Raw genomic sequence first — 22,429 nt, 5'->3', positions numbered from 1 at the left:
CATGGCAGCACCCGAGGTCCGCAACGACACCGACAAGCAGCAGTACTCCCTGGTCGAGGACGGCGAGGTCATCGGCTTCGCGGCGTACGAGGTCGACGGCGACGAAATCCGCTTCGTGCACACCGAAGTCGACCCGTCGCACCGCGGTGGCGGGCACGCGTCGATCCTCGTGCAGCACGCGCTCGACGACGTGCGCGACGGCAGCCTCCGGGTCGTGCCGCAGTGCAGCTACGTCCACGCGTGGATCGAGCGGCACCCGGACTACCAGGAACTCACGACGCGCTAACGCGAGCGGCGAGCGGCGAGCGACCGCCGGCGGTTCAGTACGACCGGTCGTGCGTCCCGACGCGCGCTTCGTGCCGACCGGCGCTCCGCACCGTCGGCACCTTGATGAGCACGCTGCCGCTGAGCAGGTCGTGGTCGTCGTCCGCCGGTGACGGTGCCTCCTTCGGGAGGCGCGACTGCCGTTCGTACTCGGCTTGCGTCTCGTGGCGGGTCGGCGCGAACACCTCGTCCAGCATCCCGCCGATGCCTCCGGATCCGCCGCTGCGCGTGGACTTGTTCGACAGGTCGATCCACCCCACGCGATCGGCGATCCACACCACGACGGCCACGGCGGCCACCGCCCCCAGGAAGATCAACCAGTTCACGCGAGCGACGCTACGTGGACGATCCGGCCACGACATCAGCCGCGCGGGGGATTCTCATGATCCGCACGTGTGGTTCATGGAGTCGGTCGTCACACTGGTCGAGCGGCGGCCGGAGCGTCCCCCCTCTGCTCCGGCCGCCCACCACGAGCTCGCTCAGGGCACCCGCTCGAGCCACTCCTTCGTCGCGAACTTCGTCCGCACCAGCTCCTGCGCCTTCTCGCGCTCGGCATCGGTCACCGCGCCGGGAGTCGCCCCGTACAGCTTCGTGAACGTGCCGATCAGCCGGTCGATGATCTCGGCGCGGGACAGCCCGGTCTGCGAGCGCAGCGGGTCCACGCGCTTCGCGGCCGACGTCGTCCCCTTGTCGCTCATCTTCTCGCGCCCGATCCGCAGCACCTGGACCATCTTCTCGCCGTCCATGTCGTAGCTCATGGTGGCGTGGTGGAGCAGGGATCCGGTGCCGAGACGCTTCTGCGCAGCGCCGCCGATCTTGCCCTTGGCTGAGGTGATGTCGTTGAGCGGCTGGTAGTACGCGTCGATGCCGAGGGACTTCAGCGCCTCGATCACCCACTCGTCCAGGTAGGCGTAGGAGTCCGCGAACGTCATGCCCTGCACCAGGTCGGCGGGGACGTAGAGCGAGTACGAGATGATGGCGCCGGCGTCCATGAACATCGCGCCGCCGCCGGAGATCCGCCGGACGACCTGCACGCCGAACTTCTCGGCACCGGCCGGGTCGACCTCGTTCTTCAGCGACTGGAACGACCCGATGACGACGGCGGGCTGGTCCCACTCCCAGATGCGCAGGGTCGGACCGCGGCGTCCGGCGCCGACTTCTTCGGTCAGCACCTGGTCGAGTGCGAGGTGCTCGTTCGGGCTGATCGGGCCCTCGTGGATGATCTGCCAGTCGTAGTCCTGCCACGACGATGCACGGGACAGCGCGCGGCGGACGGCGACCCCGACGGACTCGGGTGTGAACCCGAGTAGCACGGCGTCGGCCGGGAGCGCCGCTCGGACGGCCGCGGCGATGCCGGCGGCGTCGGTCGTGGACGGCAGCCCGTTGACGGCCGCGTCGATGAGCGGCAGCGCGTCGTCGGGTTCGAGGAAGAAGTCGCCGGCGAGCCGGAACTCCTGGATGTCCCCGTCCACCACGTCGAGGTCGACGACGACCAGTTTTCCACCTGGGACCTTGTACTCACCGTGCACGCGTCGAGCCTACGCCCGCCACCTGTCGGACTGGAGGCGCGGGTCGGCGCCGCCACGGGCCTCCCGTCCGCCAGCCGGTACCGTCTCAGGACGCGGCGCGCGCCTTCACCCGGTCCAGCCACGCGACCAGGTCGGCCACGACCTCGTCGCGGTTCGTCTCGTTGTAGACCTCGTGCCGCGCTCCCTCGTAGACCCGTACCGTGACGTCGGACAGTCGTCCGCGCCGCCGGTAGGCCTGCGCCAGCCGCTCGACCGACCGCGGCCCACCGAGGGCGTCGTCGGACCCGACCTGCAGCAGCATCGGCAGGTCGTGCGGGATCCCCCGCCGCGGGACCCCGAGCAGCCGGAGTGTGTCGGGCAGCCCGAACAGGCCGATGACGTCGGCCTCGACGGCGAGCGGGTCGACGGACATCGCGTCGATGATCTTCCGGTCGCGGGTGAGCCACTCGAACTTGGTCGGACCGGAGCCCGCGTGCCGTGCGTTGAGGTCGCCGCTGTTCATCCAGCCGGGCAGCCGGTAGGCGGTGGCGGAGAGCACGACCCCGTCCCACGACTCCGACGAGCTGTTCACGATCCGCTGCGCCATGAGCGAGCCCCACGAGTGCCCGAGCAGCACCAGTGGCACGCCGGGGGTGTCCGCTCGGGCGACCTCCCCCATCTGCTCGACGGCGGCGATCGCGGCGCGCAGTCCGCCGGGGCCGAGCCGACCGAGCTTGGCGTGGTCGCCGTCCCACTGCCCGAGGCCGGTGCGCCCGTGCCCGCGGTGGTCGTTCGCGTGCACGGTGTACCCGGCACGCACGAGGTCCTGTGCCAACGGCTCGTACCGCAGCCCGTGCTCGCCGACGCCGTGCGCGATCTGCACGATGCCCTTGGGGCGCGCCGCTCGCCAGGTCGAGTAGACGATCTCGACGCCGTGGGCGTCGGTGAACGAGGCGTCGCCTCGCGCTGCGGAGAAGGTGGGCACACCCGCAGTTTCGCAGACGCTGCCGTCCTCGCAGACAGGCGCCCCCACGAACCTGTTCATCCGGCGTTCACGCAGGGGCTTCGGGGCGGGCCTACCGTCCCCGGCATGGACGTCCTCGTCATCGTCGTGCTCGTGATCGTGGTGGCCCTCGTGTTCGACTTCACGAACGGGTTCCACGACACCGCCAACGCCATGGCCACGTCGGTCGCCACCGGGGCGCTCAAGCCCCGGACCGCCGTGCTCATCTCCGCCGTCCTCAACGTGGTCGGCGCGTTCCTCTCCACCGAGGTTGCCAAGACCGTCTCGCAGGGCATCATCCGCGAGGGCCAGGACGGCGTCCACATCTCCCCCACGATGATCTTCGCCGGGCTGGTGGGCGCGGTCCTCTGGAACCTCGCCACGTGGTACCTCGGGCTGCCCTCGTCGTCGACGCACGCGCTGTTCGGCGGGCTGATCGGCGCATCGATCATCGGCGCCGGGCTGAACTCGGTGGACTGGGCGACGGTGGTGTCGAAGGTCGTGCTGCCGGCGCTGCTCTCCCCGGTCATCGCCGGGGTCATCGCCCTGGTGGCCACTTACCTGGCGTACGTGCTCACGAAGAACGCCACGACGCACGGTGCGGCGACGGGCTTCCGGCACGGCCAGACCGTCTCGGCATCGCTGGTGTCGCTCGCGCACGGCACCAACGACGCGCAGAAGACGATGGGTGTCATCACGCTCACGCTCATCGCCGCGAACTACCAGGACAGCGGGACCGGCCCGGCGCTCTGGGTGATCCTGGCCTGTGGACTCGCGATCGGCCTCGGTACCTACACGGGCGGCTGGCGGATCATGCAGACGGTCGGCAAGAAGATCTCCGACGTGCAGTCGCCGCAGGGCTTCGCGGCCGAGACGAGTTCCGCCGCGACGATCCTCATCTCGTCGCACCTCGGCTTCGCCCTGTCGACGACGCACGTCACCAGCGGTTCGGTGATCGGGTCCGGGCTCGGCAAGAAGCTCGCCGACGTGCACTGGTCGGTCGTCGGCCGCATCGTCGTCGCGTGGGTGATCACGCTGCCGGCAGCCGCGGTGGTCGGCGGGTTGGCGACCTGGCTCGCCTCGACCTCGACGGTCGGCCTCGTGCTGGTGGCGGTGCTCGCCCTGGCCGGCGGGCTCACGTTCTACGTCCTCGCCAAGCGCAAGCCGATCTCGCACGACGACGTCGCAGCCGGATCGACCGAACCCACCGACCAGGCCGAGCCGCAGCCGGCCGGCGCGCAGAACTGAGGGGAACGACGATGGAGATCGACTTCACGAGCATCGGCCTGGTCGCGGGCGTCGGCTTCGTGGCCGCGGTGGGCATCGTGCTCGTCTACACGCTCGGCCTGCGGCTGCTCGGCACCGGGCAGCCGCTCGACACCGGGGGTGAACGCACCCAGTACTCCGAGGAGACCCCGCGGTCCGGGCACACGCCGCCGGCAGCACTGGCGGGTGCCGTCCTGTGCTTCGCGGTCTGCGTCGCCGCCGTGCTCGCCGGCATCTGGCTCACGATCCCCCAGTTCCACTAGCACGTTCCTTCCCATCGCCCCCGCGGTGGGAAGCGGAAACGGGCGTACCTGGTCGAAACTTCCGACCAGGTACGCCCGTTTCGACCAAGTACGCCCGATGTCAGTGCGCGCTGTACCCGCCGTCGACCAGGTGGTAGCTGCCCGTGATGAACGAGGCCTTGTCGCTCAGCAGGAACAGGACGAGCGCGGCGACCTCCTTGTCGGTGCCGAGACGCTTCGTGGCGTGCTCCTCCTCCAGCGCCGAGATGGCTTCCGGCGTCATGGCGTTGCGGAGCAGCGGGGTGTCGATGAACCCGGGGCCCACGGCGTTCGTGCGGACGCCCTGCGCCGAGTACTCGAGCGCGGCGACCTTGGTCAGGCCGGCCAGGGCGTGCTTCGACGCGACGTACGCGGCGTTCTGCGCGATGCCGACCGTGCCGAGCACCGACGCCATGTTCACGATCGAGCCACCGCCGGCGGCGACCATCGCGGGCAGCTCGTAGCGGAGGCCGTAGAAGACGCCGTCGAGGTCGACCGCACGGACGCGGTCCCAGGCGGCGATGTCGTACTCGCCGATCTTCTGCGGGGCGGCGCCGATGCCAGCGTTGTTCACGGCGAGGTGCAGCGCGCCGTAGGTGTCGACGGCGTACTGGACCATGCGCTCGTTGTCGGCGGCGACGGCGGAGTTGGCCTCGAAGGCGCTGGCGGTGCCGCCGGCCTCCGTGATCTCGGACGCGACCCGCTGGGCAGCGTCGAGCTTGATGTCGGTGACGACGACCGTGGCACCCGCCGCGGCGAGCTCCTTCGCGACGGACTCGCCGATGCCGCTGCCACCACCGGTGACGATGGCGACCTTGCCCTCGAACTCGGACATGATTCCTTCTCTCTGAACAACACCTGTTGTCCAGGACAACGGTACACCCGAAAACCAGTTCGTTCACTGAACTAATGAGCTAAGCTAACGACCTGTGACCGACGCCACCGACCTCCGCATCGCCGTGAACCGGCTGTCCCGGACGCTCCGCGCGCAGAAGGCCGACACGACCGTCACCGACGCCCAGTTCGCGGCGCTCGCCCGGCTCCACCGCGACGGCGCGATGACCCTCGCCGACCTGAGCCGCCAGGACGGCGTCACCCCGCCCTCGATGACGAAGACCATCGCGGTGCTGGTCGAGCGTGGCCTGGTGTCCAAGGGCGGCCACGACGACGACCGGCGCAAGGTCGTCCTCTGCGCCACCCCGGCCGGGGCCGCGTTCGTCGAGGAGACCCGTCGCCGCCGTGACGGCTGGCTCACCCCGCGGCTCGCCGCACTCACCCCCGTCGAGCGCGCCACCCTCGCCGACGCCACCGAGATCATGAGGAGGCTGGCCCAGCAGTGACCGCCATGTTCCGCTCCCTCGCCGGACGCAACTACCGCATCTGGTTCGCCGGTGCCCTGGTGTCGAACGTCGGTACCTGGATGCAGCGCACCGCCCAGGACTGGATCGTCCTGACCCAGCTCTCCGACAACGACGCCGTCGCGGTGGGGATCACGATGGCGCTGCAGTTCGGCCCGCAGCTGCTGCTCCTCCCCCTGACCGGGCTCGCCGCCGACCGCTTCGACCGTCGCAAGATGCTCATGCTCACCCAGGCGCTGATGGGCCTGCTCGGGCTGGGCCTCGGCGTCATGGTCCTCACGCACACCGCGACGCTGCTCGCGCTGTACGGCTTCGCCCTCGCGCTCGGCATCGTCGCCGCGTTCGACACCCCGATCCGCCAGGCGTTCGTCTCCGACGTGGTGCAGGGCGAGAACGTCGCGAACGCCGTCGCGCTGAACTCCGCCTCGTTCAACGCCGCCCGACTGATCGGTCCCGCGGTCGCCGGCGTGCTCATCGCCGCCATCGGCTCCGGCTGGGTGTTCGTCATCAACGCCGGCTCGTTCCTGGCGGTTCTCATCGCCCTGCGGTTCGTCGACCCCGCGCAGCTCGCCGAGCGGGTGCACGCCGGCCGCGGCAAGGGGCAGATCGTCGCCGGCTTCGGGTACGTGCGCACCCGGCCGGACATCATCGTCGTGCTCTGCATGATCTTCGTCGTCGGCACGTTCGGCGTGAACTTCCCGATCTTCACCTCGACGATGGCCCGGGTCGAGTTCCACCAGGGCGCCGGCGAGTTCGGCCTGCTCAACTCGGTGATGGCGATCGGATCGGTGTTCGGCGCCCTGATGTCCGCCCGCCGGGACAAGCCGCGGATGCGCACGCTGGTGCTCGCAGCCGGAGGCTTCGGCCTGGCGTGCACGGCTGCCGCCCTCGCACCCACGTACTGGACGTTCGCGTTCGTCCTGGTGTTCGTCGGACTCGCGGCGCTGACCTTCATGACCACCGCGAACGCCCTGGTCCAGACCACCACCAAGCCCGCGATGCGCGGCCGCGTGATGGCGCTCTACATGGCGATCTTCGCCGGCGGCACCCCGATCGGCGCCCCGATCGTCGGTGCCATCGCGGACGCGTGGGGTCCCCGCTGGGCCATCGCGGTCGGCGCAGCGTCGGGCTTCGTGGCGCTCGCCATCGCGATCGTCTGGCTCGTCCGCTTCCAGCGCCTCCGGCTCCGGTACGACGCGGACACCCGCCTGCACCTCGCGGTCACGCACGCGATGCCGGTGGTCGGCACTCGCGCCTCGCGCGCTGCGCTCCGCCAGGAGCTCGAGCGGGAAGAGGCAGTCGCCGACCGCTCCAGCGCCGTCTGACCCGGCCACTCCGCGAACGCGACAGATCTCCGCGACGCGGCAGCGTCCACCTCGCGAAAGCGACAGATCTCCGCGAACCGTTGGCGGGGCTCTGACGCTTTCGCGTGGCGGACGGGAGGCACGGGTCGGGCCTGCCACGGGCCTCCTGGCCGTCGCCGGTCCGGTCCAGGGCCGCGATCAGTGCGCGGGTTCGGTCACCGCGAAGACGCGCTCGTCGAGCGCCGCGGTGACACGGTCCGCTGCGGCCGCGAGCCGGTCGCCGGCATCGCCGACGACGCCGAGGGCCGCGTCCGTCGGGACGGCCTCGAGCCGGTCGCGGGCGGCGGAGAACGCCGCGACCTCCTCCGCGACGCAGGACGGTGCCACGTCGGCCAGGCACTCGGCGGCCCGTCGGACGGTGAAGCGCAGCGACCGCGGACTGTGCTCGTCCAGGAGCAGGAACGCCGCGGCGTCGTCCGGCACCGGATGGTGGTCCCGGCCACGGAGGAAGGCCTCGCCCGCACCGCAGGCCCGGAGCGCCGCCGTCCACGAGGTGACCGAGTCCGGTTCGAGCAACCCCGATGCGAGCAGCCGGGCGGTCGAGGCGACCCGGGTCAGGGAGCGGCCCAGGGTGAAGAACTCCCAGACCTCGTCGCGACTGGCGTCCCCTTCGACCACGCCGATCGCGAGGGCGCTGCGTTCCCGCGCCCAGCCGAGGAACTCGTGCGCGCGGCCCGGGGCGATCTTGCGCGGCATGCGCGAACGGGTGACGTCGAGGCAGTCCCAGAGTTCGCTCGAGACGACCTCGCGGGCTCGACGGGCGTGGTCCCGAGCGACGGCGACCGCAGCGGCGATGGACGCCGGCTCGTGGCGGTCCAGCGCCAGGGCGTCGATGGTCGCGGACCGGTCGGCGTCGTTCGCCGGTCCGGCGGTCCCCACCACCGAACGGAGCTCCGCAGCGACGGCCCGGTCGTCCTCGACGGTGCCGGGTTCGCGTCGGGCGACGTAGACGTCGAGCAGGCGTGCGACCACGTCGGTGCGCTCGACCGCGCTCCCCACGTGGAAGACGTTCCCCGCGAGTCGGCTCAGCACGGCTGCTCCTGCATCCCCAGAACCTAACCAGCGGGCGTTGCGGGAGTGTTTCGGAGCCGCGTCACGGGTGTTGCAGTGTCCGATGTCCGCGCACGGGCCTGGGTCTCCGCCGCGATACCGGTCCCTCGCTAGACAATCTAACTAGAGCGTCTAGCATTGCAGGATGACGTCCGAGGTCCTGACCAGCACCGCGGGGTTCTGGTACGAGGACTCCCCGGTCACCGCCGTCGACGTCCTGAACGCCCTGCGCCGGTACCGCACCGCCGAGAGCGCCGCGCAGCGTCGGGCTCGTGAAGCCCTGGGCATCGGCGAGAACGCGCTTCTCGCACTGCGGGTCCTCATCGACGCCGAGCACGACGGCCGGACCGTCAACGCGAAGGACCTGGCCGAGCGCCTCGAGATCACGGCGGCGTCGACCTCGGCACTCGTCGACCGACTGGTCCGCAGCGGCCACGTCGAGCGGCACCAGGACCCGATCGACCGCCGCGGCGTGATCCTCACCGCGACGGGGTCGTCGATGGGTCACGCCCTGCGCGTGATCGAAGAACTCGACGCCCGTGCCCTCGAGGTCACCGAGCACGTGCCGACCGACGAAATGGCCGTCGTCGTGGACTTCCTCGACGAGATGGTCCGCGTGGTCGACGACGTCGACGCAGGCGCCCGCACGCTCCGCCGCGCGTAACCTGCTGTCCATGGACCCTCGCGGCACGCACGACCCCGAGGACGACATGCCGTTCGCCGAACTCGACTCCCGGGCCCGCGCCGACGCCGCACTCCGACGGATCCAGGGCGGGGCCGATCCGGCGCGCGAGGCCTTCGACCTGGCGAACACCATGAACGACGAGGCCGTGGGGCGGCTCACGGCACGGCTGCGACGGTTCCTCCGCCGCGACTGACGCGTCGACTGACGCGTCGACTCGCGCGCCGACTCGCGCGCCGACTCAGAAGGCGGTGCCGACCGCCGCGATGTCGTCGCCGCCGTGCCCGGCTGCGCTCGCGTCGGCGTAGACGCGACCGAGGGCGTCGAGGAGCGTGGTGGACACGTCGTTTGCCCGCGCAGCCTCGGCGATGAGGCCGATGTCCTTCCGCAGCCCGTCGAGCGCGAACTGTGCCGGGAAGTCCCCCGCGATGATCGCCGCGCCCTTGGTGTGCGCGTAGGCCGAGTCGCTCGCGCTGCCGTCGATCGCGTCGAGGAACAGCTGCGGATCGAGCCCGAGCGCCGCGGCGAGGGCGAGCGACTGCCCCGTGGCCGCGGTGATCGAGGCGATCCAGGCGTTGGCCGCGAGCTTGAGCGCGGTCCCGTCCCCGACCCGCTCGCCGGCGCGGATGGTCTTCGCGCCGATCGCGTGGAGCACGGGGACGACCCGGTCGACCTGGTCGGCGGGGCCGGCCGCCAGCATGGTGAGCTTCCCCTGCTCCGCCGGGGCCTTCGTGCCGAGCATCATCGCCTCGACCAGGGTGATGCCGTACTTCGCGGCGAGCTGCACGACGGTCTCGGTGCCGTCGACGCCGATCGTGGACGCCTGCACCCACACGGCGTCGGTCGGAGCGTCTCCGGCGGCCTGTTCGAGCACGTCGACCACGGCGTCGGAGTCGAAGAGGGTCAGGAGGACCACCTCGGCGTGCTCGACGGCGGCACCCGGGTCCGTTGCGACCGCCGCACCGTGCTCACCGAACGGTGCGGCCTTGTCGGCACTCCGGTTCCAGACCGTGACCTGGTGCCCCCCGCGCAGCAGTGATCCCGCCACGCCGGCACCCATCGCCCCGGTCCCCAACACCGTCACTCGCACGTGCGTCTCCGTCCTGCCACGGCGCGGTGCCCCGGCGTTCCCGACGCTACGCGCTCGACCGTCGTCGCTGTCAGAGGAGCCCGCGGGCCTGCAGCCAGGTGGCCGGATCGACCGGGACCCCGCCGACGATGACCTCGAAGTGCAGGTGCGCCCCGGTCGAGACGCCGGTGTTGCCGACCGCGCCGAGGCGTTCGCCGGCCGACAGGACCTGACCGGGTCGCACCCCGATCGCCGACAGGTGGCCGTACCGGGTCTGGGTGCCGTCGGCGTGCTGGAGCAGGACCTGGTTGCCGTACCCGCCCAGGACCCCGGCGGAGACGACACTGCCGGGCATCGCGGCGACGACGGTGGTGCCGATCGGAGCCGCGAAGTCGATGCCCTGGTGGTTCGTCGAGCAGGCGGAGCACCCGGTCACCCAGCGCGAGCCGAACCCACCGGCGGCCGGCACGTTCCCCGCGGTGGGGCGGGCCGCCGCGTCCGACGAGCCGACGGCGGTCGCACGTGCCTGGGCGGCAGCGGCTCTGCCGATCGAGAAGCCGTCGCGGTCGACGGAGAGCCGGGCGGAACCGTCGGCGACGAACTGCTGCACGCCGGGCACGGGACTGCTCGGCGACGGGGTCGATGCCATCGCGGTCTGCGGGGAGCCGACGGCGACGAAGAGACAGGTCACCGCGGCGGTCGCCGTCGCGGGCAGGGCGCGCCGGACGGAACTGCGGAAGGAGGAGGGGGAAGCCGGGGTGGCGGAAGGGGGAGCCACCACCCCGGCGGCTCTGGGGGCGTCCGGACGCGTGCCGTGCCCAGCACGGCGCCGCTCGGACGCTTCGGGACGGCGGGTGCGGAGGCGGTTCGCGGCCCGCCGTTCGGCACCGCGCGGGCGCAGCGGGAGGCCGTCGGTGGGCGTCGTCATCGCTCGGGGACCGCCGGGCTCAGACGCGGACGACGCCGTCGCGGGCGATCCGGTCGAGTTCGGTCGCGACGGCGTCGACGACCGCTCGGGTGATGGCGTCGGCGACGGTCTCGACCAGGACGAGCTGCTCGGGCTGCACGCGGAGCTCGGTGACCACCGACGGGGTGACGCGGACCGTGATGTCGTCGATCGCGGCGACGAGGGCCGCGGGTACGAGGGTCGAGTCACCGGCTCGGACGGGAGCGGTCATCGGTGAGGTCGGGGCAGGCGCCGCGGCTGCTCGAGCCGGGGTCGGGATCGGGGTCGTGCTCGTGGCCGGCGGCTCGGGCTGGTCGCGTCGCTGGGCGATGGAGTCGAAGAGCGGGGTGGAGGACATGCTGCTGACCGTCCGATCTGAGTCGTGGTTGCGGGCCGTTGTCGGGCGACCCGTCGGGGATGTCTGCCGTGCGGCACGTCCCTCATTCAACCATCGATATTTCAGATGTGCAATAGTGCCCGACAGATCCCGGTCAGTCGGGGTCGACGGCCGCCGCGGTCGGGTCGTCTGGCTGCAGCGCCCGCTTGACCCGTTCGACGATCGTCGCCGGCGGGTTGTTGTAGGTGTTCGCCGGCTCCTGGCCGCTGAGCTCCTGGATCGCCGCCATCACCGCATCGGTCGCGTGTCGGCGTGCACGTCCGGACGAGGCCTCGCCGAACGCGGACAGGTCGATCGGCTTCCCGAACTCGATCGTCACCTTCGCGAGCTTCGGCAGCTTCGAGCCGACGGGCTGCACGTCCTGGGTCCCCGTCAGGGCCACGGGCACCACGGGCGCGCCGCTCGTCAGGGCCAGCCAGGCCACGCCCGTGCGGCCCTTGTAGATCCGGCCGTCCAGGGAGCGGGTGCCCTCCGGGTAGATCGCGAAGGCCTCGCCCTCGTTCAACCGCGCGAGCCCCAGGTCGAGCGCCTGCTGCGCCGCCGCCCCCGCACCACGTTCGACGCCGATCGCACCGATGCCGCCGAAGAACGCCCGCGACACCGCGCCGCGGAACCCGGTGCCGGTGAAGTACTCCTGCTTCGCGAGGAAGGCGACCTTCCGCGGTGCCATCAACGTGATCGCCGGGGAGTCGATGAAGGAGCGGTGGTTGCTCGCGAGGATCACCGGCCCGCGCTTGGGGACGTTGCGGCGCCCGATGATCTTCGGTCGCCAGAGCATCCGCGCGAGCGGTGTCACCACTGCGCGGCTCAGCACGGTGGCGAACTTGGTCGAACCGGACACCGGGCCTCCTCGTCGTGACGGCGAACTCCCGAGTGTAATCACGCCTGCGAGCAGTACATGCCCACGGCGGCATGCACGTCCGACCGTGGGGTCAGTCGGCCTCGGACGCAACGACGTCGAGCACCGCGCGGCCGTACCGCTCGAGCTTCGCGGCACCGACCCCGGAGATCTCGGCGAGCTGGTCGACGTCGGACGGACGCACCGCCGCGATGCCGCGGAGCGTCGCGTCGTTGAACACCACGTACGCCGGCACACCCTGCTCGCGCGCCTGGGCTGCACGCCAGACCCGGAGGGCCTCGAACAGGCCGACCGCCTGCTGGGGCATGTCGGTGACGACGGTCCGGCGGGACGACCGGCTCGCCCGCGGCGCCTTCACCGGATCGCGACGCATCCGCACCTGGACCTTGCCGGTCAGGACCTCGGCGCTCGTCGGGCTGAGGACGACCGTGCCGAACCCGTCGCCCGAGACCGCGGCGTAGCCCTGCGCGAGCAACTGCCTGGCCACCGCGCGCCACTCACCGTCGGACAGGTCGGAACCGATGCCGAAGGTCGCCAGGGACTCGTGCTGCAGTTCCTGCACCCGCGGTGACTGCTTGCCGACCAGGATGTCGACGAGATGGGCGACGCCGTACCGCTGACCGCGCTCACGCTCGAGCCGGACGACCGTGGACAGCAGCTTCTGCGCGGGCACGGTGCCGTCCCACGACTCGGGCGGGGCGATGCACGTGTCGCAGTTGCCGCAGGCCGTGGACGGCTGCCCGAAGTACGCCAGGAGCCGCACCCGGCGGCACTCGATCGTCTCGCACAGGCTCAGCATGGCGTCGAGGTGGGCGCTGAGCTGCCGACGGTGTGCGGCGTCGCCCTCGGACTGGTCGATCATCCGTCGCTGCTGCACGACGTCGTTCAGGCCGTACGCCAGCCACGCGGTCGAGGGCAGGCCGTCGCGCCCGGCACGACCGGTCTCCTGGTAGTACCCCTCGACCGACTTCGGCAGGTCGAGGTGCGCCACGAACCGGACGTCGGGCTTGTCGATGCCCATGCCGAAGGCGATCGTCGCGACCATGACGATGCCGTCCTCGCGCAGGAAGGTCGACTGGTTGCGCGCACGCACCCGGGCGTCGAGCCCTGCGTGGTACGGCAGCGCCTGGATGCCCTGTTCGGCCAGTGCGGTGGCGGTCCGCTCGACCGACTTGCGCGACAGGCAGTAGACGATGCCCGAGTCGCCGCTGTGCTCGGTGCGGATGAAGGTGAGGAGCTGCTGCAGCGCGCCGGTCTTCGGTTCGATGCGGTACTGGACGTTCGGGCGGTCGAAGTCGGCGACGAAGTGTGCGGCGTCGTCGAGGCCGAGCCGCGCCGAGATCTCCTGGTGGGTCTGCGGGGTCGCCGTGGCCGTGAGGGCGATCCGGGGCACGGTCGGCCAGCGCTCGTGCAGGACGCTCAGCTCGAGGTAGTCCGGCCGGAAGTCGTGGCCCCACTGGGCGACGCAGTGCGCTTCGTCGATGGCGAACAGCGACACCCGCGCCCGGTCGAGGAGCGCGCGCGTGGACTCGAGCCGGAGCCGCTCGGGCGCGAGGTAGAGCATGTCGACCTCGCCCTGGACGACCGCGCGCTCGACCCGGGCACGCTCGTCGGGCCCCTGCGTCGAGTTGAGGAAGGCGGCACGCACCCCGTTCGCCGCGAGGGCGTCGACCTGGTCCTGCATGAGCGCGATGAGCGGCGACACCACGACCCCGACGCCGTCGCGTACGAGCGCGGGCACCTGGTAGCAGAGCGACTTGCCACCGCCGGTGGGCATGAGCACCAGGGCGTCACCGCCGGCGACCACCTGGTCGATGATCGCCGCCTGCTCGCCACGGAAGTCGTCGTAGCCCCACACGCGGTGCAGGACGTCGAGCGCGGCGGCTCGCGAAGCAGACACGGCGGCGGGCGCGGGCGTGGTGCTCATGCCACGAGCCTACGGGCGACCGGCGACACCCACGGCACTGTCCACAGCGGCACGGTCCACAGCAGCTGCGTCGACATCGTTGGCGTTAGCCGGCGCGACGGCCCAGCCCGTGCCCGCCGGGCCGAGCCAGCGCTTGCCACCCGCCCACACCGGCGGCGTCCCGCGGAACCGCGGCGCCTGGTGCCCGGCGAACGTCCGGTCGAGCTTCCGCCACCACGCCAGGACCTCGACCATGCCCCAGAACGCGAGCGAGGTGCCGAGGGTGACGAGCCAGCCACCGAGCGTGCCGTTGGCGTCCGAAGACGCCAGGTCGATCCCCGACCAGCCCGGCGCCTGCAGCACGAAGATCATGATGTTGTTGAAGGCGTGCTGCAGCACGGTGGCCTCGAGACCGCCGGTGCGGAGCACGATGATCGCCGCGATCAGGCCGAACGAACCGACGTCGAGGATGCCCCAGACGTTGTAGCCGTTCGGGATGTGCAGCACCGCGAAGACGACGGTCGACACCGCGACGGCGATGATCGTGCCGGTGCGTCGCGGGATCCACGAGGCGATCGTCTGCATGAGGAAACCGCGGAAGATGAACTCCTCGGCCGCGCCCTGGAACGGGACGAGCAGCACGACGAGGACGAGCGTGAGCGTGAGGGTGCCGAGGGAGACCGACGACTGCCCGATCGCGGCGTGGTCCCAGCCGAAGCCGCCGTCGAACGTGAACATCCCGCTGGTCTGCACGAGGAACATCACCACGGCGATGACGAGGGTCGGCAGCACGCACCACGCCGTCCACGCCCACCGCACCCGGAAGCGCGTCGACGTCAGGATCGCGCCGGGCCCGAGCCGTGCGACCTTTACCGCCAGCAGGATGCCGGGCAGCAGGACGACCAGCGACACCAGGGTCAGCGACAGGATCAGCGGATCGGTCGGGTCCAGGGCTCCGCGCTGCAGGTCGTCGAGCAGGTCGTACAGGCCGGACTCGCCCCCGACCGCCGCGACCGGGACGAAGTACGCGACGGTGAGGAGCACCTGCGAGGCGAGGTACCAGCCCGCCAGGAACGCGAGGGCGACCAGCGGGCGCCACCACCTCCATCGTGCGTCGACACGGGTCAGGCGGTGGTAGGGAACACTCACGCCCCGCAGGCTACCGGGCCGGGCAGGATGGGACCCGTGCTCACCGTGCTGTTCGGCCTGACCGGAGCCGTCGTCTACGGTTTCGCCGACTTCCTCGGCGGGCTCGCGTCGCGGCGCATCCGTCCGGTGGCGGTCACCGCCGTCGCCGCGGCGATCGGGATCGTGCCGCTGCTGATCGGTCTGGCCGTGCTCGGGGGCACGCCGTCGTGGGCGGGCACCCTCTGGGGCGCCGTCGCCGGACTGTCCGGCGCGGTCGGGGTCCTGCTGCTCTACGCCGCGTTGGCGATCGGCCCGATGAGCGTGCTGTCACCCCTGACCGCGGTGTTCGCCGCCGTCGTCCCGGTCCTGGTGGCCGTGGCCCGCGGGACCGTCCTGTCACCGCTGGCCGTCGCCGCGGTGGTCGTGGCCGTCGTCGCGGTGGTGCTGGTGGCGGCCGTGCGGGACACCTCGGGTGCACGACTCACCGTGCGTGGGGTCGTCGCGGCCGCGGTCGCCGGGTGCGGGTTCGGCGGCATCGTGCTGGCGTACGACGCGACACCGCCCGGCGCGGGCCTCCACCCGCTCGTGGTCGCGCGGGTGCTGCAGACGGTGCTGCTGGGTGCGGCGGCGCTCGTGGTGACGGTGCGTGCCGGGCGCGGGGCGCGGTCTGGAGGCGCGGGGGGCCCCCCCCCCGCGGGGGGGGGGGGGGGGGGGGGGGCCCCCCCCCCCCCGGGGGGGGGCGCCCCCCCCGGGCGGGGGGGGCCCCCACGACCGCCACGGGGCGCGATCTGTCGACTGCGCCGCGACCGCGCTGCCTACGCGTCGGCGGTCAGGGCGCGCAGGGCCTCGGGGTCGCTCGCGTTCAGGAAGTCGGTCAGGCGCTCGGGCTCGCCGGGCTCGTCGATCGCCTCGGCCGCACGGCGCAGCGCGAACAGGGCACGGAGCACGCCCCGGTTCGGCTCGTGCGACCACGGCACCGGACCGGCACCGCGCCACCCGGCCTTGCGCAGGGCGTCGAGCCCGCGGTGGTACCCGACACGGGCGTAGGCGTACGACTCGAGCGCCGCGCCCCGCTCCCAGGCCTCGTCGGCGAGCAGGGCCCACGCCAGGCTCGACGACGGGTGCGACACCACCACGCTGGCGACGGGGGCGTCGGCGGCGAGCGCCGCGGTCACCTCGGGTTCAGCGGGCAGCAGGGTCTCGGGGTTCGTCGACGGGTTCGGCAACAGGTTCTCCGGCATGCCCCCAGCCTGTCATCCCTTGCGCGTCCCCGTGGCCGGGATTACCGTGGGAGACACCTCGTCGTCATCACGAGGCCCCCGGGGCGGGAGACCGACCGGCGGCACGGATGGCGGACACGGGGGTCCCCGACGGAAGAAGACGGATTGCTGTCGATCACCGGTTCTGCTCAGCCCACGCGCTGACACCGTGATCGCGCGCCCCGTCGGGCGCTCCACCGCACAGCGGTGGGTTCGGTGTCGTGCGCCCAGCATCGACACCGGGAGGCATCCCCATGCCCAGCAGTCCATCCGTCGTCCTGCACGACGTCACCTTCGCCTGGCCCGACGGCACCGTCGCGCTCGACCACCTCACCGCCGCCTTCGGGCGTGGCCGGACCGGCCTGGTCGGGAGGAACGGGGCCGGCAAGTCCACGCTGGTCCGGCTCGCGACCGGTCGGCTCCACCCCACGTCGGGCACCATCTCGACGTCCGGCCCCGTCGACCACCTGCCGCAGCGCCTGGCAACCGGGACCGACGACGCCGTCGCCGACCTGCTCGGCATCCGGTCGACGCTCACCGCGCTCCGGGCCGTGCTGTCCGGTGACGCGTCGCCCGAGCACTTCGAGGCGGTCGGCGACGACTGGGACCTCGAGGAACGGGCCGCCGCAGCGATCGCGAGCGTCGGACTCGACGGCGCCGACCTGGAACGCCCGGTGTCGACGCTGTCCGGCGGGCAGTCCGTGCTCGTCGCCGTCGCCGGGGTGCGGTTGCGCGGCCGTCCGATCGCGTTCCTCGACGAGCCGACGAACAACCTCGACCGTCGGGCACGAGGGCTCCTGCTCGACCTGGTCGACGACTGGCGCGGCACCCTCGTGGTGGTCAGTCACGACCGGGAGCTCCTCGAGCACGTCGACGAGACGTGCGAGCTCCGCGCCGGTGCGATGACCGTGTTCGGCGGGACGTTCAGTGCGTTCGAGGAGCACGTGGCCGTGCAGCAGGCGGCCGTCGAACGGGAGGTCCGGGTCGCCGAACAGCGACACCGCACCGAGAAGCGGCAGCGCATCGAGGCCGAGACGAAGATCGCCCGGCGAGCGCGCGCCGGGGTGAAGGCCGTCGAGAACATGCCGAAGGGCTACGCGAACGAGCTGCGGAAGAAGGGCGAGCAGACCGCCGGCCGGCTGCGCGTCGGGTACGCGGACGACGAGGCCGCTGCCCTCGAGACGAAGCGGGAGGCACAGCTCCGGCTCCGCGACGACGAGTCCATCCACGTGACCCTGCCCGACCCGGACGTCCCGGCGTCACGACAGATCGCGACCGTCACGGTTCGCGGGCGGGACGTGATCGTGCAGGGGCCGGAGCGGATCGCCGTCATCGGGGACAACGGCGTCGGCAAGTCCACCCTGCTCGAACAGCTCGTCGGTGCGCCGGAGGCCCGGGAGCACCCGCTCCCCGACACCGGTGCCGTCGCCCACGTCGAGCGGATCGCCTACCTGCCGCAGCGGAAGGACACCCTCGACGACTCCGCCACGGTGCTCGACAACGTGCGACGGGACGCCCCGCACGTCGCCGTCGCCGAGGTCCGGAACCGCCTCGCGAAGTTCCTGGTGCGCGGCGACACCGTCGACCGGCTCGCGGGGGCGCTGTCCGGCGGGGAGCGCTTCCGGGTGGCGTTGGCGAGCCTGGTGCTGGCCGACCCGCCGCCGCAGCTCCTGGTGCTCGACGAACCGACGAACGACCTCGACCTGACGAGTGTCGACCAGCTCGTCGACGCGTTGCGGGCCTACCGCGGCGCGCTCGTCGTGGTCAGCCACGACGAGACGTTCCTCGACCGACTCGAGCTCGACGCGCGCATCGAGCTGTCGTAGCCCGCTGTCAGCGCCGTCGGGTCGGTCGGATCGCGAGCGACTCGACGGTGCCGCGCTCCGGCAGGTCGACGACCGTCCGGACAGCGGCGGCCACGTCCTCCGGCGCCAGGTAGTACGCGGTGTCGTAGTCCTCGCCGAGCTTCTCGGTCAGCGCCCGCTGCATGTCCGAGTCCGTCCGGCCCGGGTGCACGCTCGAGACCCGGACGCCGTTCGCCCGCTCTTCTTCGCGCAGGGCGTCGGCGAAGGCCCGCAGTGCGAACTTGGACGCCGCGTACACGCCACCGCCGGGGCCGGAGTGGAACCCGGAACCGCTGTTGATCGGCACGACGATGCCCCGAGCCGCCCGGAGTGCCGGCAGCGCCACCCGGGTGAGCTCGGCGACCGCGAACAGGTTCGTGGCGAAGACCTGCTCCCACACGGCACGCGGGGTGTCGGCGATGGTCGTGCCCTGCTCGACACCGGCGGAGTGCACGAGCACGTCGAGCCGGTCGGGCAGCGGCGGCAGGTCCCCCGCGCCGAGGTCGCCGACGAACGGCACGGCGCTCGGCAGCTCGGCGACGAGGGCGTCCACTGCCTCGGCGTTCCGCCCGCCGACGAACACGTGGTGGGTGCGACCGAGGTCGGTCGCGATCGCGCGGCCGATGCCGCGGGTGGCACCGGTCACCAGGGCGACCGGACGGTTCTGGAGCTGTTCTGACGTCACGTGGGCCAGCCTACGGAAGCCGGGCCGGGCCTCCCGTCCGGCTCCGTGATCTGTGGAGAACCGTCACCGCGACGACCATCGCGACCACCAGGACGACCACCAGGACGGCCACCGCCGCGATGCCCCACGGCGAGCCGGCCAGCGCGGCGACGACCGCCCAGAACACCGCGAGCCCGACGGTGGCGTAGAGGAAGGCCCACGCGACGCACCCCGGCACCATCGCGATCGTGTACCGCCACCACGCCACGCGGGCGAGCCCCGCGGCCGCGTTCATCACCGTCTGCAGCCCGACCACCACGAAGCTCACCGTCACCACCGGCAGGCCCCAGCGTTCGAGGAGCACTGAGCCGCGGCGGACTGCCGGCGACTGCAGCCAGCCGCCCCAGCGGGAGCGCGAGGCACCCGTCACTGCGAGACGCGCGACCCAGTACGTGGCCTGCGCACGGCAGAACACGATCACGAAGAGCGCGAGGACGAGCTGCCAGAACGGCAGCCCCTCGAGGAAGTCGGGCACGGTCGCACCGTAGCGCCTCCGTCCGGAGGAACGCCGCGGGTGTCAGTCGCCGTCGGCGCCCTGCCGGATCCTGATCCCCTCGAGCACGTCCTGCGCCCGCTTCTCGTCCTGCTTCTCGATCTGGCGGGTGTCGCGCTCGGGGAGCTGGATGTCCTCCTCCGCCCGGATGCCCGCCTGCAGCTGCCGGCCGCGCTCGAGCTCGGCGTCGAACTCGGCACCGAAGAGCAGCGCGTTGTTCGTGATCCAGAGCCACAGCAGGAACACGATGACCCCACCGAGGGAGCCGTACGTGGCGTTGTAGTTCGAGAAGTTGGCGACGTAGAAACCGAAGCCGACGCTCGCGATGATCAGGATGAGGATCGCCAGGATCGACCCACCGCTCACCCACCGGAACTTCGGCTGCTTGACGTTCGGCGCCCAGTAGTAGAGCACTGCGACGACGATGATCGCGACGACGAGCAGGATCGGCCACTGCACGATCAGCAGCACCGTCGCGGCGGCGTCGCCGAGTCCGATGACGTCGCCGAAGCTCCGGGCGAGCGGGCCGGAGACGAGCACGAGCAGGCCGATGACGAGCATGACGACGGTGAACACCGTCACGCCGAGCATGGTCGGGCGGAGCTTCCAGATCGGTCGACCCTCGCGGACGTTGTAGATCCGGTTCATCGCCCGGCCGAAGGCGCCGACGTACCCGGAAGCCGACCAGATCGCGCCGACGATGCCGACCACGAACGTGATGCCGGCGGCGGGCGACCGGACGAGGCCCTCGATCGGCTCCTTCAGCAGGTTGACGACGCTCTGCGACCCGACGTTGCCGATGATCGTCAGCAGGGAGTCGATGGTCTGCTGCGGGTCGGACACGAGGCCCAGGATCGAGACGATCGCCAGCAGCCCGGGGAAGAGCGCGAGCACCGTGTAGTAGGTCAGGCTCGCCGCGAGGTCGGTGCACTGGTCGCCGGTGAACTCGCGCAGCGTCTTCTTCAGCGTGTAGACGAGCGTGGGCTTCGTGAGGTCGGTGGGGCTGTCCGGCTTCCGGGAGTCGTCCGGGTCCGGCTTCTGCTGCTCCTGCGCCATCGGACTACCCCCGCGCCTTCAGGGCCTGCTTCGACCGCTTCACGGCGGCCTTGCGGTTCTTGTTCGCCCGTCGCTGGACCGCGGCGATGCCGGTCTGCTGCTTCACGCGGGCCTTGTGGGCCGGGTCACGGTCCAGCGGTTGCTCGGCGGCCTTCGCCCGGGCCTTGCGACCCTTGCGGCCGGACTGTGCCTGCTCCTTCGCCGAGGGGCCGTCGCCGCGCGCGCCGAAGGGCAGCAGCGCGGTGAACGCGGAACTCGCCGGTGGCGTCGCCAGGTGTCCGGCGGGGCGGTTGCGCAGCGCGACGCCGAGGACGATCGCCGCGACACCGGTCAGCCCGGTGATGCCCATCGCGACGAGCGGGGTCGGGTCACGGTGCCAGCGCTGGCGGGTCTTCGCGGCTGCGAGCCGTGCCCGCGCCGGGAGGTTCGCACGGCGCTTGAGCTCGATGACGGTGTCGGTCATGCGCTCACGCGTGCGGACGTTCGCGAGTTCGAGCTCGGGGAGACTGTCCTTGGCCATTCCCCAGTTTCTACACGGTGGGGCCGGGGGCGCGCCCAGATGGCCGCGGCGCGGCCGCCCGGTCCGTGTCGCTCCTGCGGCAGTGGACGCGACCCAAGGGCGGACGGGAGGCCCGTGGCAGGCCCGCCACGGGCCTCCCGTTCGCCGGTCACGGCGTTCAGGACGGGACGACGACGTCCTCGGGCTGGCCGCTGGCAGCCGAACGACCGGCTGCCTCCATGAGTGCGAGGCTGCGCAGGTTGTCGCGGCCGCTCGTCGCCGGTGCCGGACCGCCCTCGACCGAACGGGCGAAGGCCTGCAGCCCGCCCTGGCGGTCGGTGTGCTCGAGCACGGGCAGCTCGACGGGCTCGGCCTCGTCGTCCTGGGTGCGGCGGAGGGTGACCACGTCGCCGTCGACCGCGTTCGGGGCTCCGTCGCGGCTGGTGAACCAGAGTTCGCCGTCCTCGCCCTGGATGCTCCACTCGCCGGCCCACGCCGTGCGGGGGCCGCGGCTCAGCCAGCTGCCGCGGTAGCTGACGACCAGGCCACCGTCGAGCTCGATGAGCATCGAGGCGATGGCTTCGTCCTGGTACTTGCTGTACGACGGGAAGGTCGCCTTGGCGAAGACCCGGACGGCCTCCTGTCCGGTGACCATCCGGAGCAGGTCGAAGTGGTGGATGGCCATGTCGTTGATCATGGCGTGGGGGAACTTGTAGTGCGGGTGTTCCTCGAATGCCAGGTCGTTGTCCCACTGCCGGAAGTCGACGTTGATCGCGGAGAGCTCGCCCACGGTGTTCGCAGCGAGCAGGTCCTGCACGGCGCGCGGTGCCGGGTACCAGCGGTAGTTCTGGCTGACCTGCAGCACGAGGCCGAGCTCCTCGGCACGGCGCACGGCGGTGACGGCCTCGTCCGTGGTGTTGGCGAACGGCTTCTCGACCAGGACGTGCTTGCCGGCGTCCAGGGCCTCGAGGGCGAGCGGCACGTGGGTGACGGCGGGGGCGGTGATGACGACGGCGTCGGCCTCGACCCCGGCGAGCGCCTCGGTGAGGGACGCGAACGCGGCGGACGCGGGCAGCCCGAGGTCCTGCTGCACGGCGGTCAGCGTCGCCGGCACCGGGTCGACGATCCCGACCACCTCCACTTCGGAGACCTCTGGGATGGCGGTGCGGGCCCAGTTGCCGCCCCACCCTCCGAGACCGACGTGGATGATCCGGACCGTCATGCGTGCACTCCTTCGTGGCTGCCGCGTCACGACTCCCGTGACGCGTCCGTCCAGTCTGTCAGTGCTGCGGGCGGTGGGCGCCGAGGTTCGGGCGCCGAGGTTCCACGACATGCCGCGTGCGCGGCGCCGAGGTTCCACGGATCGCGCCGGGCGACGTCGAGATGCCGAGATTTCGGAACCTCGACGGGACG

26 protein-coding genes are annotated in these 22,429 nt (G+C 71.9%); 8 read left to right on the top strand and 18 right to left on the bottom strand.

Going from position 1 to position 22,429, the window contains the following annotated elements; all coding sequences use genetic code 11:
* Position 1: 1 nt before the first annotated feature.
* Positions 2–286, top strand: a complete 285-nt coding sequence (locus EDF33_RS05265) for a GNAT family N-acetyltransferase (RefSeq protein WP_131846964.1) — start codon at positions 2–4, stop codon at positions 284–286.
* Between the two features lie 34 nt (positions 287–320).
* Here EDF33_RS05265 and EDF33_RS05260 read toward each other — a convergent pair whose 3' ends face one another.
* The 3 genes from EDF33_RS05260 to EDF33_RS05250 all read right to left on the bottom strand — a co-directional run bounded on the left by EDF33_RS05260 (position 321) and on the right by EDF33_RS05250 (position 2,817).
* Positions 321–650, bottom strand: coding sequence for a hypothetical protein (locus EDF33_RS05260; RefSeq protein WP_123340175.1), 330 nt, complete (start codon positions 648–650; stop codon positions 321–323).
* Positions 651–803: 153 nt separating this feature from the next.
* Positions 804–1,853, bottom strand: a complete 1,050-nt coding sequence (locus tag EDF33_RS05255) for a biotin/lipoate A/B protein ligase family protein (protein ID WP_132099457.1) — start codon at positions 1,851–1,853, stop codon at positions 804–806.
* 85 nt (positions 1,854–1,938) lie between these two features.
* Positions 1,939–2,817 (bottom strand): alpha/beta hydrolase, encoded by an 879-nt coding sequence (locus EDF33_RS05250; RefSeq protein ID WP_132099456.1) that lies wholly within the window; start codon positions 2,815–2,817, stop codon positions 1,939–1,941.
* Positions 2,818–2,922: 105 nt separating this feature from the next.
* Between EDF33_RS05250 and EDF33_RS05245 the strand changes: the two genes are divergently transcribed.
* Together EDF33_RS05245 and EDF33_RS05240 are read left to right on the top strand one after the other, a co-directional pair.
* On the top strand, positions 2,923–4,083 hold the full coding sequence (locus tag EDF33_RS05245) for an inorganic phosphate transporter (protein WP_132099455.1): 1,161 nt from the start codon (positions 2,923–2,925) through the stop codon (positions 4,081–4,083).
* Positions 4,084–4,094: 11 nt separating this feature from the next.
* Positions 4,095–4,364 carry a hypothetical protein gene (locus EDF33_RS05240; RefSeq protein ID WP_111085530.1) on the top strand — a complete coding sequence of 90 codons (270 nt, stop codon included), beginning with the start codon at positions 4,095–4,097 and terminating at the stop codon, positions 4,362–4,364.
* A gap of 100 nt (positions 4,365–4,464) precedes the next feature.
* Here EDF33_RS05240 and EDF33_RS05235 read toward each other — a convergent pair whose 3' ends face one another.
* Positions 4,465–5,217, bottom strand: coding sequence for a glucose 1-dehydrogenase (locus tag EDF33_RS05235; protein ID WP_123310199.1), 753 nt, complete (start codon positions 5,215–5,217; stop codon positions 4,465–4,467).
* A gap of 94 nt (positions 5,218–5,311) precedes the next feature.
* On the opposite strand from EDF33_RS05235, the gene EDF33_RS05230 reads away from it, so the two are divergent.
* Positions 5,312–5,722, top strand: a complete 411-nt coding sequence (locus EDF33_RS05230) for a MarR family transcriptional regulator (protein WP_111085532.1) — start codon at positions 5,312–5,314, stop codon at positions 5,720–5,722.
* The gene (locus tag EDF33_RS05225) at positions 5,719–7,065 is read left to right on the top strand and encodes an MFS transporter (protein ID WP_347812762.1); all 1,347 of its coding nucleotides are present in this window, start codon (positions 5,719–5,721) and stop codon (positions 7,063–7,065) included. Before EDF33_RS05230 ends, EDF33_RS05225 begins: the two co-directional genes overlap by 4 nt.
* Positions 7,066–7,242: 177 nt before the next feature.
* On the opposite strand, the gene EDF33_RS05220 is transcribed toward EDF33_RS05225, so the two are convergent.
* Positions 7,243–8,136 (bottom strand): alpha-E domain-containing protein, encoded by an 894-nt coding sequence (locus EDF33_RS05220; protein WP_165901043.1) that lies wholly within the window; start codon positions 8,134–8,136, stop codon positions 7,243–7,245.
* 163 nt (positions 8,137–8,299) lie between these two features.
* Here EDF33_RS05220 and EDF33_RS05215 point away from each other — a divergent pair, with 163 nt between their 5' ends.
* Together EDF33_RS05215 and EDF33_RS05210 are read left to right on the top strand one after the other, a co-directional pair.
* A complete protein-coding gene (locus tag EDF33_RS05215; RefSeq protein WP_132099453.1) occupies positions 8,300–8,818 on the top strand; it encodes a MarR family transcriptional regulator in 519 nt (172 codons plus the stop codon).
* Between the two features lie 10 nt (positions 8,819–8,828).
* Positions 8,829–9,032 carry a hypothetical protein gene (locus tag EDF33_RS05210; RefSeq protein ID WP_131846957.1) on the top strand — a complete coding sequence of 68 codons (204 nt, stop codon included), beginning with the start codon at positions 8,829–8,831 and terminating at the stop codon, positions 9,030–9,032.
* A gap of 45 nt (positions 9,033–9,077) precedes the next feature.
* Here EDF33_RS05210 and EDF33_RS05205 read toward each other — a convergent pair whose 3' ends face one another.
* The 8 genes from EDF33_RS05205 to EDF33_RS05170 form a co-directional block, all read right to left on the bottom strand.
* On the bottom strand, positions 9,078–9,914 hold the full coding sequence (locus EDF33_RS05205) for an NAD(P)-dependent oxidoreductase (protein ID WP_132099751.1): 837 nt from the start codon (positions 9,912–9,914) through the stop codon (positions 9,078–9,080).
* 82 nt (positions 9,915–9,996) lie between these two features.
* Entirely contained in the window at positions 9,997–10,596 is a 600-nt protein-coding gene (locus EDF33_RS05200) for a M23 family metallopeptidase (RefSeq protein WP_165918719.1), read from the bottom strand.
* Positions 10,597–10,852: 256 nt separating this feature from the next.
* Entirely contained in the window at positions 10,853–11,209 is a 357-nt protein-coding gene (locus tag EDF33_RS05195; protein ID WP_123293681.1) for a hypothetical protein, read from the bottom strand.
* Between the two features lie 133 nt (positions 11,210–11,342).
* Entirely contained in the window at positions 11,343–12,089 is a 747-nt protein-coding gene (locus EDF33_RS05190; protein ID WP_123340164.1) for a lysophospholipid acyltransferase family protein, read from the bottom strand.
* A 91-nt stretch (positions 12,090–12,180) separates the two neighbouring features.
* Positions 12,181–14,034 (bottom strand): DNA helicase RecQ, encoded by a 1,854-nt coding sequence (gene recQ, locus EDF33_RS05185; protein WP_131880768.1) that lies wholly within the window; start codon positions 14,032–14,034, stop codon positions 12,181–12,183.
* A 9-nt stretch (positions 14,035–14,043) separates the two neighbouring features.
* Complete coding sequence (locus EDF33_RS05180) at positions 14,044–15,162, bottom strand: CPBP family intramembrane glutamic endopeptidase (protein ID WP_131880766.1); 1,119 nt, start codon at positions 15,160–15,162, stop codon at positions 14,044–14,046.
* A gap of 269 nt (positions 15,163–15,431) precedes the next feature.
* Positions 15,432–15,677, bottom strand: a complete 246-nt coding sequence (locus tag EDF33_RS05175) for a hypothetical protein (RefSeq protein WP_132099451.1) — start codon at positions 15,675–15,677, stop codon at positions 15,432–15,434.
* 279 nt (positions 15,678–15,956) lie between these two features.
* A complete protein-coding gene (locus tag EDF33_RS05170; protein WP_132099450.1) occupies positions 15,957–16,382 on the bottom strand; it encodes a DUF3151 domain-containing protein in 426 nt (141 codons plus the stop codon).
* 272 nt (positions 16,383–16,654) lie between these two features.
* On the opposite strand from EDF33_RS05170, the gene EDF33_RS05165 reads away from it, so the two are divergent.
* Positions 16,655–18,226 (top strand): ABC-F family ATP-binding cassette domain-containing protein, encoded by a 1,572-nt coding sequence (locus EDF33_RS05165; protein ID WP_132099449.1) that lies wholly within the window; start codon positions 16,655–16,657, stop codon positions 18,224–18,226.
* A 7-nt stretch (positions 18,227–18,233) separates the two neighbouring features.
* On the opposite strand, the gene EDF33_RS05160 is transcribed toward EDF33_RS05165, so the two are convergent.
* From EDF33_RS05160 to EDF33_RS05140, 5 genes are all read right to left on the bottom strand, one after another.
* The gene (locus EDF33_RS05160; RefSeq protein ID WP_207906628.1) at positions 18,234–18,929 is read right to left on the bottom strand and encodes an SDR family oxidoreductase; all 696 of its coding nucleotides are present in this window, start codon (positions 18,927–18,929) and stop codon (positions 18,234–18,236) included.
* Positions 18,930–18,939: 10 nt separating this feature from the next.
* Positions 18,940–19,443 (bottom strand): VTT domain-containing protein, encoded by a 504-nt coding sequence (locus EDF33_RS05155; RefSeq protein WP_132099447.1) that lies wholly within the window; start codon positions 19,441–19,443, stop codon positions 18,940–18,942.
* A gap of 42 nt (positions 19,444–19,485) precedes the next feature.
* A complete protein-coding gene (locus tag EDF33_RS05150) occupies positions 19,486–20,517 on the bottom strand; it encodes a YihY/virulence factor BrkB family protein (RefSeq protein ID WP_132099446.1) in 1,032 nt (343 codons plus the stop codon).
* Positions 20,518–20,521: 4 nt separating this feature from the next.
* On the bottom strand, positions 20,522–21,037 hold the full coding sequence (locus tag EDF33_RS05145) for a hypothetical protein (protein WP_132099445.1): 516 nt from the start codon (positions 21,035–21,037) through the stop codon (positions 20,522–20,524).
* 157 nt (positions 21,038–21,194) lie between these two features.
* Positions 21,195–22,238, bottom strand: coding sequence for a Gfo/Idh/MocA family oxidoreductase (locus EDF33_RS05140; protein ID WP_111085419.1), 1,044 nt, complete (start codon positions 22,236–22,238; stop codon positions 21,195–21,197).
* Positions 22,239–22,429: the final 191 nt, after the last annotated feature.

Origin of the sequence: Curtobacterium sp. PhB146 (genome assembly GCF_004342995.1) — a bacterium.
Taxonomy (GTDB): domain Bacteria; phylum Actinomycetota; class Actinomycetes; order Actinomycetales; family Microbacteriaceae; genus Curtobacterium.
Note: the sequence above shows the minus strand (reverse complement) of the source record. Positions and strands in the feature narration are given on the sequence as shown.

Coding starts and splice junctions, on each gene's coding strand:
- EDF33_RS05140 (WP_111085419.1), bottom strand. CDS start 22,238: ATGACGGTCCGGATCATCCACGTCGGTCTCGGAGGGTGGGGCGGCAAC.
- EDF33_RS05165 (WP_132099449.1), top strand. CDS start 16,655: ATGCCCAGCAGTCCATCCGTCGTCCTGCACGACGTCACCTTCGCCTGG.
- EDF33_RS05145 (WP_132099445.1), bottom strand. CDS start 21,037: ATGGCCAAGGACAGTCTCCCCGAGCTCGAACTCGCGAACGTCCGCACG.
- EDF33_RS05170 (WP_132099450.1), bottom strand. CDS start 16,382: ATGCCGGAGAACCTGTTGCCGAACCCGTCGACGAACCCCGAGACCCTG.
- EDF33_RS05210 (WP_131846957.1), top strand. CDS start 8,829: ATGGACCCTCGCGGCACGCACGACCCCGAGGACGACATGCCGTTCGCC.
- EDF33_RS05245 (WP_132099455.1), top strand. CDS start 2,923: ATGGACGTCCTCGTCATCGTCGTGCTCGTGATCGTGGTGGCCCTCGTG.
- EDF33_RS05240 (WP_111085530.1), top strand. CDS start 4,095: ATGGAGATCGACTTCACGAGCATCGGCCTGGTCGCGGGCGTCGGCTTC.
- EDF33_RS05215 (WP_132099453.1), top strand. CDS start 8,300: ATGACGTCCGAGGTCCTGACCAGCACCGCGGGGTTCTGGTACGAGGAC.
- EDF33_RS05150 (WP_132099446.1), bottom strand. CDS start 20,517: ATGGCGCAGGAGCAGCAGAAGCCGGACCCGGACGACTCCCGGAAGCCG.
- EDF33_RS05175 (WP_132099451.1), bottom strand. CDS start 15,677: ATGCCGCCGAACCCGCACCCGGCGACCGCGGCCGCGACGACCCCACGC.
- recQ (WP_131880768.1), bottom strand. CDS start 14,034: ATGAGCACCACGCCCGCGCCCGCCGCCGTGTCTGCTTCGCGAGCCGCC.
- EDF33_RS05235 (WP_123310199.1), bottom strand. CDS start 5,217: ATGTCCGAGTTCGAGGGCAAGGTCGCCATCGTCACCGGTGGTGGCAGC.
- EDF33_RS05265 (WP_131846964.1), top strand. CDS start 2: ATGGCAGCACCCGAGGTCCGCAACGACACCGACAAGCAGCAGTACTCC.
- EDF33_RS05195 (WP_123293681.1), bottom strand. CDS start 11,209: ATGTCCTCCACCCCGCTCTTCGACTCCATCGCCCAGCGACGCGACCAG.